Below are 14,071 nucleotides of genomic sequence, written 5' to 3'. Positions count from 1 at the left end.
ACCGAATGCGCCTGACTTCATTTACCGATTACTCGCTGCGCACGCTGCTCTACCTGGCAGCGAATCGGGATCGACTGGTTACCATCCAGGACATCGCCGACCTGCACGTCATATCAAAAAATCACCTGATGAAGGTGGTCTATCAATTGGGCTTGTCCGGACTGGTGGAGACGGTACGCGGCCGCAACGGCGGCCTGCGCTTGGCGAAAGAGCCAAAAGAAATCAACATCGGCGCCCTGGTACGCACCACCGAGACCGATTTCTTCATGGCTGAATGCTTCGACCGCGCCAGCGACACCTGCCCGCTGACGCCCAACTGCAAACTCAAACACACCCTCAACGAGGCCACCAAGGCCTTCCTCGCAGTGCTCGACCAGCAAACGCTGGAAGACATGCTGCCCACCGCAGAACCGGCAATCAAGCCGGTGCGCATTATGCGCAAAATGGCAAGCCACTGATAACTTTCCCCGCCACTTTATCAAAGTGCTGTAGCCAGCTTTTGCGCCTCCCCGAGGACGCGCAGGAAGTTGCCGCCCCATAGTTTGGCGATGTCGCGCTCGGAGCAACCGCGCCGCAGCAGTTCAACGGTTTGCCGTTGAACGACAAACGCAAGCGAGCGATGATCTACTCGCAAAACCATGCGCCGGAGCCGGGGCGGTTTGCATCCAAGGCGGTATTCCTTCGGCGCCAATGTCGCGAACTGGGACGGCGACACACTGGTGATTGAACCTCTAACCTTTCTAATCTGCAATAATTTCGCTTTTTAAATCTTGTAGAATCTCATCGGTTCTGCTGAAAAGCACATTCAAACAACCTCAGCAAAATCCCTCCCTGGCCGCAGCTACCGACCATGAATCCATGATTATATCGAGTAAAAAACTGGGTTTAGCGGCTGCGTCAACAAAGCGCAGTACTTCGTCCCAAGCGGGAAAGCTTGCTGTACTCGCGCTATTACTTTGCATGCTTTTCACGAAGTTAGTTGCGAACGCTTCACCGATGTTTAATTCCATTTTAGAAGAAAGTGCACAAATCGTTTTGGACGAGGTAGAGATGCCTCTCGGCTGTTTGCAAGAAGAGACTGTCGGTGATTTCGAATAGTGAGGTGCATTGCAGCGTCTCCTGGCGCCCTCCAGCTTAATGCAAGTCCATGCAGCCAGAAGCCAGCCCTGCTATGCCCTGCCCGCATAATGCGTTTGGTATCAATGCCACCCAATACTCAGGCGGCGTCTTGACGCAGCTGTGGCAGCGAGGCCATCAGGTCGGAGAAGCGCTGGCCCTGGATCATGACGTGTTCGCGTAGCAGTTGGGCGGCGCGGTCGCCGTCACCGGCGAGGATGGCCTGGACGACACCGTCATGTTCGTTGTAAGAGGTGGCCAGACGGTTGCGCACCCGCAGTTGCAGGCGGCGGTAAGGACGCAGGCGGCGGTACAGGGCGCGCGTCTGCTCGATCAGAAATTGATTGTGGCTGCCCGCGTAGATCGCTTCGTGGAAGACTTCGTTGCGGTAGTAGTAGACGTCCGGCTCTTCCGCCTCCAGCGCTTGCTGGCAGGCCTGGTGCGCGGCTAGCAAGGCTTGCTGCTCTTCCGGCGTCATACGGCGCGCGGCGAGGCGGCCGCAGGTCGATTCCAGTTCCGACATCACTTCAAACATTTCCACCAGCTGCTGCGGCCCCAACTCCGCCACGATGGCCCCGCGCCGTGGACGGATCACTACCAGTCCCATCGACGATAGCTGGATCAGGGTTTCCCGGATCGGCGTACGCGATACGCCGAAGCGCGTCGCGAGTTCAGTTTCGTCCAGATGTTGACCCGGCTTTAGCTCGCCAACGGCGATCATTTCCTCGATTTGTTCTCGCAGAGTAATGGAATGGGTCGTCATGTTTGCATTATATCGCTTGACAATGTATTCGCAAGCGCTATTCTTGTATACACAAAACAGAAATTTGCATAATTCGACCAACCTTGGAGGACGTATGACCGCTATCACCCGCAGGTCCGTACTGGCAGCCCTGGCCGCCAGCCCCTTGTTGTTGCAACCAGCTTGGGCGCAGACCGCGCTCAAGATTTCCCATCAGTTCCCCGGTGGTACGCTCACGGAGGGTGATTTCCGTGACCGTCTGACCCGCATGTTTGCGGCTGAAGTGGAAAAGCGTTCCAAGGGCGCGCTCAAGTTTTCCATCTATCCCGGCTCCTCGCTGATGAAGACCAACGCCCAGTTCTCGGCCATGCGCAAAGGGGCGCTGGATTTATCGCTGGTGCCGCTGTCGTACGCCGGCGGCGAAGTCCCGGAAGTGAACATCGGCCTGATGCCCGGCCTGGTCACCTCCTACGACCAGGCCTACGGCTGGAAGAATGCGGAAGTCGGCAAGGAGCTGGCGCGCATCTTGTACGACAAAGGCATCGTGATGCTGAGCTGGATCTGGCAAGGCGGCGGCATGGCGTCGCGCGGCAAGCCGGTGGTCGATCCGGACGACGCCAAGGGCATGAAGATACGCGGCGGCTCGCGCGAAATGGACCTGATGCTGAAGGCCGCAGGCGCCGCCGTGGTGACGCTGCCGTCCAACGAAATCTACGCCGCCATGCAGACCGGCGCGATGGAAGCGGCGCTCACCTCCTCCACTTCGCTGATCTCGTTCCGTCTTGAAGAAGTCTCGAAAGCGCTGACCACCGCGCGTGCAGGCTCCTACTGGTTCATGCTGGAGCCGCTGATGATGTCGCGCTCCGTGTTCGACCGCCTGCCGAAGGACCAGCAGCAGTTGCTGCTCACCGTTGGCGCCGAGCTGGAAGCCTTCGCGCTCAAGTCGTCCAAGGAAGACGACCAGCAGGTGGCCAACGTCTACCAGAAGACCGGCTCCAAAGTGGTCGACATGAATCCAGCCGCGCTGAAAAAATGGCAGGACATCGCCAAGACCACCGCATGGAAGGACTACAGCGAGAAGAGCCCGAGCTGCGCCAACCTGCTTAAACTGGCGGAGAAAACGCTGTGAGCCACGGCGTCGAACTGCAGCCGTCACGCGGCCCTGCACCGCCCGACAACGCCATCATCGCCGCGTTGACGGCGTGGATGGACAAGCTCAATCGCTTCCTGATGATGCTATCGATGGTGGCGCTGGTGCTGACTTCCCTCGTGCTGACTTACTCGGTGGTGTCGCGCTACTTCTTCCACGCGCCCACCGACTGGCAGGACGAGGCCTCGGTATTCATGCTGGTCGGTGTGACCTTCTTCTGCACCGCCTACGTCCAATACCATCGCGGCCATATCGGCATTGAAGCGCTGGCCGGCCTGCTACCGCGCCGCGTGAATGCAGTGCGGCTGTTCTTCGTGGATCTGGTGTCGATGCTGTTCTGCGCTTTCTTCACGTGGAAATCGTGGCTGCTGTTCCATGAAGCCTGGGTCGATGGCCAGACCACCTCTTCCACTTTCGCGCCGCCGCTATGGATCCCCTACTCCATGATGGCCGCCGGCATGACCCTGCTGACGCTGCAAATCCTGCTGCAAACGCTGGCCCGCCTCACCAATAAACCGGAGCATGCAGCATGAGTGACCTGACCTTGGGCGCGCTGTACGGCGCCGTGACGCTGGTGGTGATGTTCTCCGGGATGCCGATCGCATTCGCGCTGGGCGTCGTCGCCACCGGCTTTATGTACTTCTTCATGCCAGCGTCCTCGCTGGACACCATCACGCAGAACGTCTACGAAGAGATGGCGTCGATCACGCTACTGTCGATTCCCCTGTTTATCTTGAAGGGTGCGGCGATCGGCAAATCACCGGCCGGCAAGGACTTGTATTCCGCGATACACACCTGGATGCACAAGGTCCCCGGCGGCCTTGGCATCGCCAACGTGTTTGCCTGCGCACTGTTCGCGGCGATGGCCGGTTCCTCGCCTGCCACCTGCTCGGCCATCGGTTCAGCCGGCATTCCAGAGATGCGCAAGCGTGGCTACTCGCCTGGCTTCGCGGCCGGGATCATCGCCGCCGGCGGCACGCTGGGCATTTTGCTGCCGCCGTCGATCACCATGATTCTGTACGCGGTGGCCGCCGAGCAGTCGCTGGGCCGCTTGTTCCTGGCCGGGATCGGGCCGGGCGTGCTGCTGGTGGTGCTGTTCGCCGGTTACGCCGTCTACCGCGCTCGCAAGGAATACCGCATGGCGCTGGACATCTATCAGAAAGGCGGCGAGAAGTCGGCCTACCTTGAAGACGAACATTTCACGCTAAGCGAAAAAGTCGAGATGCTGCCGCGCGTACTGCCCTTCATCATCCTGCTGATCGGTGTAATGGTAGCGCTGTATGGCGGCTTCGCTACGCCATCCGAAACGGCGGGTCTCGGCGCGCTGCTGGCATTGGCGCTGCTGGCCGTGATTTACGGCGTATGGAAGCCAAAGGATTTGTCGCCCATCCTCGGCTCGTCGATCAAGGAATCGACCATGCTGCTACTGATCATCGGCATGTCGCTGCTGTATTCCTACGTGATGAGCTACCTGCACATCAGCCAATCGGCCGCCGCGTGGGTGGTCGGCCTGCACCTGTCAAAATGGGTACTGCTGGCGGTAATCCTGCTAATGGTGATTGTGTTCGGCTTCTTCCTGCCGCCGGTTTCCATCATCCTGATGACGGCGCCGATCATCCTGCCGCCGCTGCGCGAAGCTGGTTTTGACCTGATCTGGTTCGGCATCGTCATGACGGTGGTGATGGAAATGGGCCTGATACACCCGCCGGTAGGACTGAATATTTTCGTCATCAAGAACATCGCACCGGACATTCCGCTCAAGGATGTGATCTGGGGCGTATTCCCCTTCCTGTTGCTGATGGTCGTCGCCGTACTGCTGCTGTGCGTCTTCCCGTCGATTGCAACCGGCCTGCCTGACATGATTATGGGAGCAAAATAAAATGTCCTGGAACACCTTGCAGCAAAACCGCGCGGCGCGATTGCAGCGTGCCCGCGCGGCGCTGGGCGCGGAACTGGACGGCAAAAGCCTGCCGGCGGCGCGCATCGCCGACCTGCTGCATGCGGTCATCGAATGCGGCGACCGCGTCTGCCTCGAAGGGAATAACCAGAAACAGGCCGATTTTCTCGGCCATGCGCTGGCTAACCTGAATCCGGAGCGCGTCAACAACCTGCACATGCTGCAGTCGGTGCTGGCGCTGCCGGAGCATCTCGACGTGTTCGAGCGCGGCGTAGCGTCGCGGCTGGACTTTTCGTTCTCCGGCCCGCAAGCAACGCGGGTGGCGCGGCTGGCGTCCGCCGGCAAGCTGAATATCGGCGCCATTCACACCTACCTCGAACTATTCAGCCGCTACTTCATCGACCTGCCGCCACGCGTTTGTTTGATCGCAGCGGAAGCGGCGGACCGTCATGGCAACCTGTACACCGGGCCGAATACCGAGGATACGCCGGCCATCGTCGAGGCCACGGCGTTCAAACAAGGCATCGTCATCGTGCAGGTGAATAAGCTGGTGGACACGCTGCCGCGCGTCGACGTGCCGGGCGACTGGGTGGATTTCGTGGTGCAGTCGCCGCGCCCTTACTACATCGAGCCGCTGTTCACGCGCGATCCGGCGCAGATTTCAGAGATACAGGTGCTGATGGCGATGATGGCCATCAAAGGCATCTACGCCGAGTACGAGGTGCAGCGCCTGAATCACGGCATCGGTTTCGACACCGCCGCGATTGAATTGCTGCTGCCGACGTATGCCGAATCGCTCGGCCTGCGCGGCAAGATCGGCAAGCATTGGGCGCTGAATCCGCACCCGGCGCTGATCCCGGCGATTGAGGCGGGCTTCGTCAGTTCCGTGCATTCGTTTGGCTCGGAGCTAGGTATGGAGGACTACATCCATGCGCGGCCGGACGTTTTCGCGATTGGCCCGGACGGCACCATGCGCAGCAACCGCGCCATGTGCCAGGCCGCCGGCCACTATGCTTGCGACATGTTCATCGGCTCGACCTTGCAGATTGATTTACAGGGCAATTCATCGACAGCTACTGCGGGCCGCATCTCCGGCTTTGGCGGTGCATCCAATATGGGAGCGGACGCGCGTGGGCGGCGTCACGCCAGTCCGGCGTGGCTCAAGGCCGGCGAGCAGGCGCGCGCTGGCCGCAACACCATCCCGCGCGGCCAGAAGCTGGTGGTGCAGATGGTAGAGACCTTCCGCGAGCATATGCAGCCCGCCTTCGTTGAAAAGCTCGACGCGTGGGAGCTGATGGAACAGGCCAAGATGGCGATTCCTCCGGTGATGATCTACGGCGATGACGTCACCCACATCCTGACCGAGGAAGGCATCGCCAACCTGCTGCTGTGCCGTACCGACGAGGAACGCGAGCAGGCGATACGCGGCGTGGCCGGCTACACGCCGGTAGGACTGGGCCGCGACCGGCGCATGGTGGAGAATTTGCGCGATCGCGGCATCATCACGCGTGCCGAGGATCTCGGTATCGACAAGCGCCTTGCCACGCGCGATCTGCTGGCGGCCCGCAATATGAAAGACCTGGTGCGCGCATCGGGCGGTTTGTACAACCCGCCCAAGCGTTTCCGCAACTGGTAAAGGAGTCTGAAGATGGAAACACTGAATTATCGATTCGAGCAAGGTACGCGCCGCTTGAACGCCGCGCCGGAAGTGGTGGGCGTGGTCGGCTCGGGCAATCTGGAGGTGCTGATCGAGCCGGCGGCGCTAGATGGTGCTTGCACCATCGAGATCAGCACCGCCGCCGTCGGCTTCGGCGCAATCTGGGAAGCGGTGATGCGCGACTTCCACGCACGCTGGCTGCTGGCCGATACGCGCATTTCGATCAACGACATGGGTGCGACGCCGGCGGTGGTCAGCCTGCGTCTCGACCAGGCCGTGCAGACCATGTTGGGAGATGCATCATGAGCCGCACGATCAGCTATCAGGAAGCGACCGCGCGCGAGCGACTGCAGCATCTATTCAACGAGGGCAGCTTTGAGGAATTCATTCCGCCGTCGGCGCGCGTCACCAGCCCTCACCTCGCGCAGTTAAATGCGCCGGTGGCATTTGACGACGGCGTCGCCATCGGCCGCGCGCTGCTGGGCGACGTGCCGGTGTATGTAGCGGCGCAGGAAGGCGCGTTCATGGGCGGTGCGGTCGGCGAGGTGCACGGCGCCAAGCTGGTTGGCCTGCTGCGCAAGGCGATTGCCGACAAGGTAGCAGCCGTGGTGCTGCTGGTGGAATCGGGCGGCGTGCGACTGCATGAGGCCAATGCGGGCCTGATCGCCGTGTCGGAAGTAATGCGTGCCCTGCTCGATGCGCGCGACGCCGGCGTGGCGGTGATTGCGCTGGTCGGCGGCGCGAACGGCGCGTTCGGCGGCATGGGCATCGTGACGCGCTGCGCGAATGTGGTCATCATGTCAGAAGAAGGCCGCCTCGCCATGTCCGGCCCGGAAGTGATTGAAACAGCCAACGGCGTGGAGGAATTCGATTCGCGCGACCGTGCGCTGGTGTGGCGCACGTCCGGCGGCAAACATCGCTACCTGCTAGGCGATTGCCAGCGCATTGTGGCCGACGATGTCGCTGCCTTCCGCGTTGCGGCGCAGGAAGCGGTGGCCGCGTTAGCAGGTGGCGCGACTGGCCTGACATTGGAAGCACTGGAAGCGGAGCAGCAAATGCTGGAAGCACGTTTGCAAAACTTCGGCGCCCTGCCCGATCCTGTCGATATCTGGAACGCGATGCAGATGCCGGATGCGGCCAATATTCCGATGCTGGACGTGGACAGTTTTATCGCGGCGTCGGCAACGCGCCGCCGGGGAGTTTAAGATGGACTGGAAAAAACTGGCGGATACGCTGTTCCCCGAAGGCCATGCCATCGTCGAACAGAACGAGTTTTTATGCGGAAGCGCACAAGTGGATGGCAGCGCGGTGGCGGTGATCGGCACGACTAACCACACGCCGATAGGCGTGGAGATCGCACTGGCGCAAGCGCAGGCCATCTTGCGTACCGTGCGCGAATTTCCCGGCATGCCGATTGTGATGCTGATCGATACGCAAGGCCAGCGCCTGCGCCATCGCGACGAGATGTTGGGCATCAACAGCTACATGGCGCACCTAGGCAAATGCGTGGATCTGGCGCGGCGCAAAGGTCACAAAATTATCGGCTTGGTGTACGACCAGGCGCTGTCGGGAGGCTTCATCACCAGCGGCTTGATGGCGGATGCTTGCCATGCGCTGCCCGATGCTACCATCCGCGTTATGGGCTTGCCGGCGATGGCACGCATTACCAAGGTGCCGGAAGAGTTGTTGACGGAGCTGGCGCAAAGTAATCCGGTGTTTGCGCCGGGGCCGGAGAATTATCTGCGCATGGGTGGGCTGGAGTCGATCTGGCATAGCGATCTGGCGGCGCATTTGCGCGCGGCGTTGGCTCAAGCGACGAGCGGCGACCAGCGTAGTGCGCTCGGTTTGCAGCGTGGTGGACGCAAGTTGGCGCAGCCGGTGATTGATGCAGTGGTATCGGGCGGTCATGTGCAAGCTTGAACGTCATATGCTGGTGTGGCTCAGCGAGGCTGGCTGGCAAGCGGCGCGTGCTGCGCAGCCGCAGCACACGGCGGCCTTGACGCAGTGGCAGCGGCGCGACTGGCCTGCTGTGGTGCGGCGGCTGGATGCGGATGCCGCTCCGGATGAAGTGTGCCTCGGCCTGCCCGTGCCGCCAGATAGCGCGGGCCGGAAAGTGAGGATTGCGTTACGCGTTCAAGCAGCGCATGTAGTGCGGTCGTCGGATGCGATGGCGTTGCATGCGGCACTGCCGTTTTCCGGCGCGTGGCATGAACAGTTGAATGCGTTGTGCGATGAGGCTACGGCACTGGACTTGCGCGTGTTTGGCTCGCTGGCGATGCAGGCGTTGACTGGGTTGCAGTATGTGTCGCCTACGTCGGATGTGGACGTGCTGTTTCATCCGGCAAGCAGGCACGCGCTCGATGAAGGCGTGGCGCTGCTGGAGCGTTACACGCGGCAGTTGCCACTGGATGGCGAGATTGTTTTCCCCGGTGGAGCGGCGGTATCGTGGAAGGAGTGGCAGATGGCGATGCGCCATCCGGCCAAGGTAATGGTAAAGGAATTGCACGCTGTACGTCTGGCGGATACCGCCTCGTTGCTGGCGACATTGACCACGCAGGAGGCCCAATGATGCGCACCTCGTCCGTCCGCCAGAAGGCGCAGGCAATCACCAGCACTCGCGTCGCTGCGGCAGGAATGGCGGCGCGGCGGGCATTTGCGCGGGAGGTGGCACGGTTGGCGGTGCGCAGTTTGCATGCGGAATTGTGCCTGTATCCGAAGCCGGGACTGGTGTCGCCGGTGGATAGCGGCAGTCATGACGACATGGATGCTGGCACTTTCATGCGCAGTATGTTCGCGCTGCGTCACTACTTCCGCAAAATCTGCCTGGCAGGTTGGGACGATGCGCCGTTCGTGCAACTGAAGCAGCTGGGCATCGCTGCGGAGGCGGCGATGCTGAAGGCGACGCGTGGCATTAACACCCACCGCGGAGCGATTTTCAGCCTCGGCATGTTGTGCGCCACTGCGGGCCGCGCGCGTGCGCAAGGCACACCGCTGGCCCCATCCGCGCTGCGTGCTGCCATGTTGATCCGCTGGGGCGAGGAACTCGCCGGCCATGCAGCGCCAATCGCCACGCCCGCTCACCAATCGCCAGCCGCAGGCCGCGATGCGGTGCACATCGGGTGCGAGGCTGCGGGCTCACGCCACGGCGCCATCGTGCCGACGAGCGACGCACATCTGAGCAATGGCTTGCGCGTGGCGGCACGATATGCGGTGAGTGGCGCGCGGGAGGAAGGTGCGCTGGGACTGCCGTCGGTGTTTGAGGTCGGCCTGCCTGCCCTGCTGGCAGCAAGCGCGCGTGGCGCTTCCGTCACCGAGGAGCGCATCGACACGCTATACACATTGATGGCGCATATCAGCGATAGCAATGTCTATCACCGCGCCGGGCCAGATGGCGCGCAGATCGTGCGTGACCATGCCGAGCGATTTCTTGCGCTGGGCGGCACCGCCAATGCTGGCTGGCGCGCGCGCGCCATCGACAGCCATCAGGTCTTCGTGCGGCACCGGCTGTCGCCCGGCGGCGCAGCGGATTTGCTGGCGGCGTGCTGCTTCGTACAGTCACTCGCGCGGCTGGACCACGCATGACCCGCGCGCGCCTGCTGCTGCTCTGCCCCGGCCAAGGCGACCAACATGCTGGCATGTTCGACCTCGCGCGCGCCAGCCCTGCGGCGAGCGCACTGACAGACCGCTTGGCCGGATGCATCCCTGCGCTCTCGCCGGACGGCCAAGCGCTGGCCGTCGATGGCGATATCTTCGCCAATCGCATCGCGCAGCCCTTGATTGTTGCGGCCACGCTGTGCATGTGGGAGGCGATCCGTGACTTCGCACCGCCGCCGGCGCTGGTGGCCGGCTACAGTATCGGCGAGCTGTCGGCATACGGCGTGGCGGGAGCATTCGCACCCGGACAGGCCGTCGCGCTGGCGACACAACGCGCGCAGTTGATGGATGATTGCCAGCGTGCCGCGCCCGGCCAAACACTGCTGACGATCACCGGTCTGCCGCTTGCCAGCGCCAGCACCCTGGCCGCGCAGCATGGCTATCAGGTCAGCATCGAAACCGGGGAAGACACGTGCATCGCTGGCGGCCCCGCTGCGCAGTCAGACACGCTACAGCAAGCGATTGAAGCTGCGGGGGCGCGCAGCAAGCGCCTGCCGGTCGAAGTGGCATCACACACGCATTACATGCAAAACGCCGTCGCGCCGTTCGCGGAAGCTTTGCGCGAGGCTGTGCTCCAGCCGATGCAAGCGCCGATCTTGGCTGGCATTGATGCGGCGCCGGTCAGCGCTCAGGCACGCGCCGTCGAAACGCTGTCACGGCAACTGGCAGAGAAGATTCGTTGGCTGGCGTGCATGGATGCCGCCGCCGAAGCGGGCATCACTGTCGCACTGGAGCTAGGTCCCGGTGCAGCGCTATCGCGCATGCTGCAGAACCGCCATCCGCGCATCAGCACCCGCTCGGTCGCCGACTTTCGCACGCTCGACGGCATCCGCAAGTGGCTGGAGCGCGCCAGCGAGACCTGATCAACGGTTGTTTTGCATCGCCCATGCGACGATGTTGGCGGCATCCATCGCACCTGGCTGGCGCGCCACTTCGCGGCCGCCTTTGAACAGGGCCAGCGTCGGGATGCTGCGGATGGCGTAGCGCGTGGCCAGGTCCTGCGCCTGCTCGGTATCCACTTTCACCACACGGAACTGCGGTTCCAGCCGCTGGGCAGCCTGCGCGTAAAACGGCGCCATCGTACGGCACGGGCCGCACCACGGCGCCCAAAAATCCACCAGCACCGGAATATCGCTACGCTCGATCTGTTTCAGAAACCGCGCGCTGCCCAAATCCACCGGTGCGCCGGTGAACAGCGCCTTCTGGCATTTGCCGCACACCGGCTCGGCCGATAGCTTGGCCGCTGGCACGCGGTTCACCGCATCGCAATGCGGACAGACGATATGCAGCGACTCCGGCTGCGCGTTAGGGGAATTGCTCATCATGAATCTCCAGACATCAAGCTGAGCATGATAATCCAAGGGCGAAAAAAATGCCGCGCCACGCGAAGTTGCTTCGCGCGGCGCGGCAGCTTAAAACGTTAAACGTAGTTCAGGTTTCTTTCCGAGCGCCAGTCTGTTTGCCAGCCTGGCTAGCCGCTTGCGCAGCGGTTTGGGCCGCCGTGGCCTGGCCGCCTTGCATGCTACCGCTTTCACGCCCTTCGGCGCCGTTCTGGGCGCTTTGCAGGGTCTGGCCGCCGCGCCCTTCATTGCCGCGCGACTGGCGGGCATCGTCTTTGCTGAACGAGAATGGATCGGTAAAGCGATCCACCGCATCCTTGTGGTTGCGCAGGGTCTTTTCCGTTTCTTCCGTGGTCACACGCGCCACTTCGTCAGCCAGCGCTTTGGCGGTGCGGCTGGTTTCCTGCACGTGTTCTTCTGCCACTTTGGACAGGTCAACGTGGGTATCGGCGGCGATGCGGGACAAGTGTTGCTGATACGCGCGCAGCTTTTCAGCGGTTGGCTGGGCATGGGCTGCGGCAACGGACAAGGCCTCGGTGGGGCGATGCGCCGTGATGACCTGCTGGCCAACCTGCGTGGATTCTTCCAGCAGGGTTTGTGCCAGTTGGATGTTCAGGTCGCTGTACTGCTGGACCGTGCGGAAAAGCGATTTGGACAGGTCGTTGAAGAACGACAGTTGCGCTTCCAGGTGAGTTTTTGCTGCAGGGGTGACAGATTGGGAAAATGGATACATGGATTTGCCTCGAAAGTTAAGTGCCAGGGAGTTGTCCGCGCTGCGATTGCAGCGCGAACGTCAAGGCTACGTTAACCTCACCGGGCACCTTTGATCTAAATCAAACGTGCCGGCAAACCCGAATTTTCCTACTTAAACAGGACAGCGGCTTTTTGCACCGTGATAGCAATACCGATCGCCAGCGGAATGCCGACTGCCAGCCAGCCGAACGCCACCATCACCGGGCTGGTGACGCCGTTCGAGGCCACGGCCGCACCGTTCGAGGCAGCGGCGTCGCGCTCATGCGCCAGCTTCTTCTCGGCGGCCAATTCGGCGTCGGTCATGAAGTGCTTATCGGCTACCGGACGCACCAGCAGATTGCAGATCAGGCCGACGACCAGCAGCCCGGCCAGCACGTACATGGTGATGTCATAGGCTTGCGCCTTCGGCACGCCGTTGGCGATCTGGTACTCGCGCACATAGTTGACCAGGATAGGACCGAACACGCCCGCCGCCGACCAAGCGGTCAACAGGCGGCCGTGGATGGCGCCCACCATCTGGGTGCCGAACAGGTCGGCCAGATACGCCGGCACGGTAGCGAAGCCGCCGCCGTACATCGACAGGATGATGCAGAAGAAGCCAACGAACAGCGCCAGGTGGCCGCCGTGCGCCATCGATGGAATCGACGCGTACAGGCCCAGGCCCAGCACGAAGAAGATGCCGTAGGTGACTTTGCGGCCCAGGTAATCCGAGCACGACGCCCACACGAAGCGGCCGCCGATATTGAACAGCGACAGCAAACCAGTGAAGCCAGCAGCAATGGCGGCGATCTGCGCTTTCTGCGCGGTGTCCAGCTCATTGAACGCCAGCGGCACGCCCAGCAATTGGCCGCCGAAGATTTCCTGCAGCAGAGGCGAAGCCATGCCCAGAATACCGATACCGGCCGTCACGTTCAGGCACAGCACCAGCCACACCAGCCAGAACTGCGGAATGCCCCACACCTTGCTGGCGTGCACGTGGCGCGTAGTGATCATGGCATTGGTGTTGGTGGCCGGCGGCGTCCAGCCCGCTGGTTTCCAGCCAGTCGGCGGCACGCGATAGGACAGCGCGCCGGCCAGCATGAACACGAAGTAAATCGCCGCCATCACCAGGAAGGTCTGCCACACGCCCACCGAATCCGCGGTGGCGAAGAATTTCATCAGCTTGTCGGCCAGCGGTGCGCCGATCATGGCGCCGCCGCCGAAACCCATGATGGCCATGCCGGTCGCCATGCCGCGGCGGTCCGGGAACCATTTAATCAGGGTCGACACTGGCGAGATATAGCCCAGGCCCAGGCCGATACCGCCGATTACGCCGGAGCCCAACCACATCAGCCAGATCTGGTGCTGGTACACCCCCAGCGCCGAGATCACCAGGCCGCCGCACCAGCACAAGGCCGACACCACGCCCGCTTTACGCGGACCGGCGTGTTCCAGCCAGCCGCCGAACAGCCACGCGGACAAGCCGAGGAATACGAAGAACATGGTGTACATCCAGCCCAGCATGGAAATCTGCCAGTCGCAGCCGGACGACAGGATGCGTTCCAGCACACCAATATCTGCCGGGCACGCCAGCGCTTCCTTGATGCCCAGCGCCTTCGACAGCGGCAGCCAGAACACCGAGAAGCCGTACGCCATACCAATACACAGGTGAATTGCCAGCGCCGCAGGCGGCACCAGCCATCGATTGAAACCTGCACCGGCAACGGTGCGTTCCTTCTCTAGAAAATCAAACAAAGCCATGCATTTTTCCCCAATAAGTGTT

16 protein-coding genes are annotated in these 14,071 nt (G+C 62.0%); 11 read left to right on the top strand and 5 right to left on the bottom strand.

What is annotated here, in order from left to right; all coding sequences use genetic code 11:
* Positions 1 to 5: 5 nt before the first annotated feature.
* Positions 6 to 458 (top strand): RrF2 family transcriptional regulator, encoded by a 453-nt coding sequence (locus GTP46_RS06970; protein WP_161005903.1) that lies wholly within the window; start codon positions 6 to 8, stop codon positions 456 to 458.
* Between the two features lie 20 nt (positions 459 to 478).
* Here GTP46_RS06970 and GTP46_RS30505 read toward each other — a convergent pair whose 3' ends face one another.
* Both GTP46_RS30505 and GTP46_RS06960 read right to left on the bottom strand, forming a co-directional pair.
* Positions 479 to 640, bottom strand: coding sequence for a membrane dipeptidase (locus GTP46_RS30505; protein ID WP_161005902.1), 162 nt, complete (start codon positions 638 to 640; stop codon positions 479 to 481).
* 576 nt (positions 641 to 1,216) lie between these two features.
* Positions 1,217 to 1,879, bottom strand: a complete 663-nt coding sequence (locus GTP46_RS06960) for a GntR family transcriptional regulator (RefSeq protein WP_161005901.1) — start codon at positions 1,877 to 1,879, stop codon at positions 1,217 to 1,219.
* Positions 1,880 to 1,973: 94 nt separating this feature from the next.
* Between GTP46_RS06960 and dctP the strand changes: the two genes are divergently transcribed.
* The 10 genes from dctP to GTP46_RS06910 are packed head-to-tail and all read left to right on the top strand — an operon-like array spanning position 1,974 to position 11,079.
* Entirely contained in the window at positions 1,974 to 2,987 is a 1,014-nt protein-coding gene (gene dctP, locus GTP46_RS06955) for a TRAP transporter substrate-binding protein DctP (protein ID WP_161005900.1), read from the top strand.
* Positions 2,984 to 3,541, top strand: coding sequence for a TRAP transporter small permease (locus tag GTP46_RS06950; RefSeq protein WP_371869584.1), 558 nt, complete (start codon positions 2,984 to 2,986; stop codon positions 3,539 to 3,541). Before dctP ends, GTP46_RS06950 begins: the two co-directional genes overlap by 4 nt.
* Positions 3,538 to 4,887 carry a TRAP transporter large permease gene (locus tag GTP46_RS06945; protein ID WP_161005899.1) on the top strand — a complete coding sequence of 450 codons (1,350 nt, stop codon included), beginning with the start codon at positions 3,538 to 3,540 and terminating at the stop codon, positions 4,885 to 4,887. The genes GTP46_RS06950 and GTP46_RS06945 overlap by 4 nt, the downstream gene beginning before the upstream one ends.
* A gap of 1 nt (position 4,888) precedes the next feature.
* On the top strand, positions 4,889 to 6,541 hold the full coding sequence (gene mdcA / locus GTP46_RS06940; RefSeq protein ID WP_161005898.1) for a malonate decarboxylase subunit alpha: 1,653 nt from the start codon (positions 4,889 to 4,891) through the stop codon (positions 6,539 to 6,541).
* A 12-nt stretch (positions 6,542 to 6,553) separates the two neighbouring features.
* Positions 6,554 to 6,868: a malonate decarboxylase acyl carrier protein gene (mdcC, locus tag GTP46_RS06935; protein WP_161005897.1), complete on the top strand. Its 315-nt coding sequence runs from the start codon at positions 6,554 to 6,556 to the stop codon at positions 6,866 to 6,868.
* Entirely contained in the window at positions 6,865 to 7,767 is a 903-nt protein-coding gene (locus GTP46_RS06930; protein WP_161005896.1) for a biotin-independent malonate decarboxylase subunit beta, read from the top strand. Before mdcC ends, GTP46_RS06930 begins: the two co-directional genes overlap by 4 nt.
* Position 7,768: 1 nt before the next feature.
* Positions 7,769 to 8,482 carry a biotin-independent malonate decarboxylase subunit gamma gene (gene mdcE / locus GTP46_RS06925; RefSeq protein ID WP_161005895.1) on the top strand — a complete coding sequence of 238 codons (714 nt, stop codon included), beginning with the start codon at positions 7,769 to 7,771 and terminating at the stop codon, positions 8,480 to 8,482.
* Positions 8,469 to 9,131 carry a malonate decarboxylase holo-[acyl-carrier-protein] synthase gene (gene mdcG, locus GTP46_RS06920; RefSeq protein ID WP_229258834.1) on the top strand — a complete coding sequence of 221 codons (663 nt, stop codon included), beginning with the start codon at positions 8,469 to 8,471 and terminating at the stop codon, positions 9,129 to 9,131. Before mdcE ends, mdcG begins: the two co-directional genes overlap by 14 nt.
* Positions 9,128 to 10,144, top strand: coding sequence for a triphosphoribosyl-dephospho-CoA synthase MdcB (gene mdcB, locus GTP46_RS06915; protein ID WP_371869583.1), 1,017 nt, complete (start codon positions 9,128 to 9,130; stop codon positions 10,142 to 10,144). Before mdcG ends, mdcB begins: the two co-directional genes overlap by 4 nt.
* Positions 10,141 to 11,079, top strand: coding sequence for an ACP S-malonyltransferase (locus GTP46_RS06910; protein ID WP_161005894.1), 939 nt, complete (start codon positions 10,141 to 10,143; stop codon positions 11,077 to 11,079). Before mdcB ends, GTP46_RS06910 begins: the two co-directional genes overlap by 4 nt.
* Here GTP46_RS06910 and trxC read toward each other — a convergent pair whose 3' ends face one another.
* The 3 genes from trxC to GTP46_RS06895 form a co-directional block, all read right to left on the bottom strand.
* Positions 11,080 to 11,538, bottom strand: coding sequence for a thioredoxin TrxC (gene trxC / locus GTP46_RS06905; RefSeq protein ID WP_161006223.1), 459 nt, complete (start codon positions 11,536 to 11,538; stop codon positions 11,080 to 11,082).
* Positions 11,539 to 11,647: 109 nt separating this feature from the next.
* Positions 11,648 to 12,289, bottom strand: coding sequence for a phasin family protein (locus GTP46_RS06900; protein WP_161005893.1), 642 nt, complete (start codon positions 12,287 to 12,289; stop codon positions 11,648 to 11,650).
* Between the two features lie 128 nt (positions 12,290 to 12,417).
* Entirely contained in the window at positions 12,418 to 14,049 is a 1,632-nt protein-coding gene (locus GTP46_RS06895) for an OFA family MFS transporter (protein ID WP_161005892.1), read from the bottom strand.
* Positions 14,050 to 14,071 lie beyond the last annotated feature (22 nt).

Origin of the sequence: Duganella flavida (assembly GCF_009857445.1) — a bacterium.
Classification (GTDB): Bacteria; Pseudomonadota; Gammaproteobacteria; order Burkholderiales; family Burkholderiaceae_D; genus Rugamonas; species Rugamonas flavida.
Note: the sequence above shows the minus strand (reverse complement) of the source record. Positions and strands in the feature narration are given on the sequence as shown.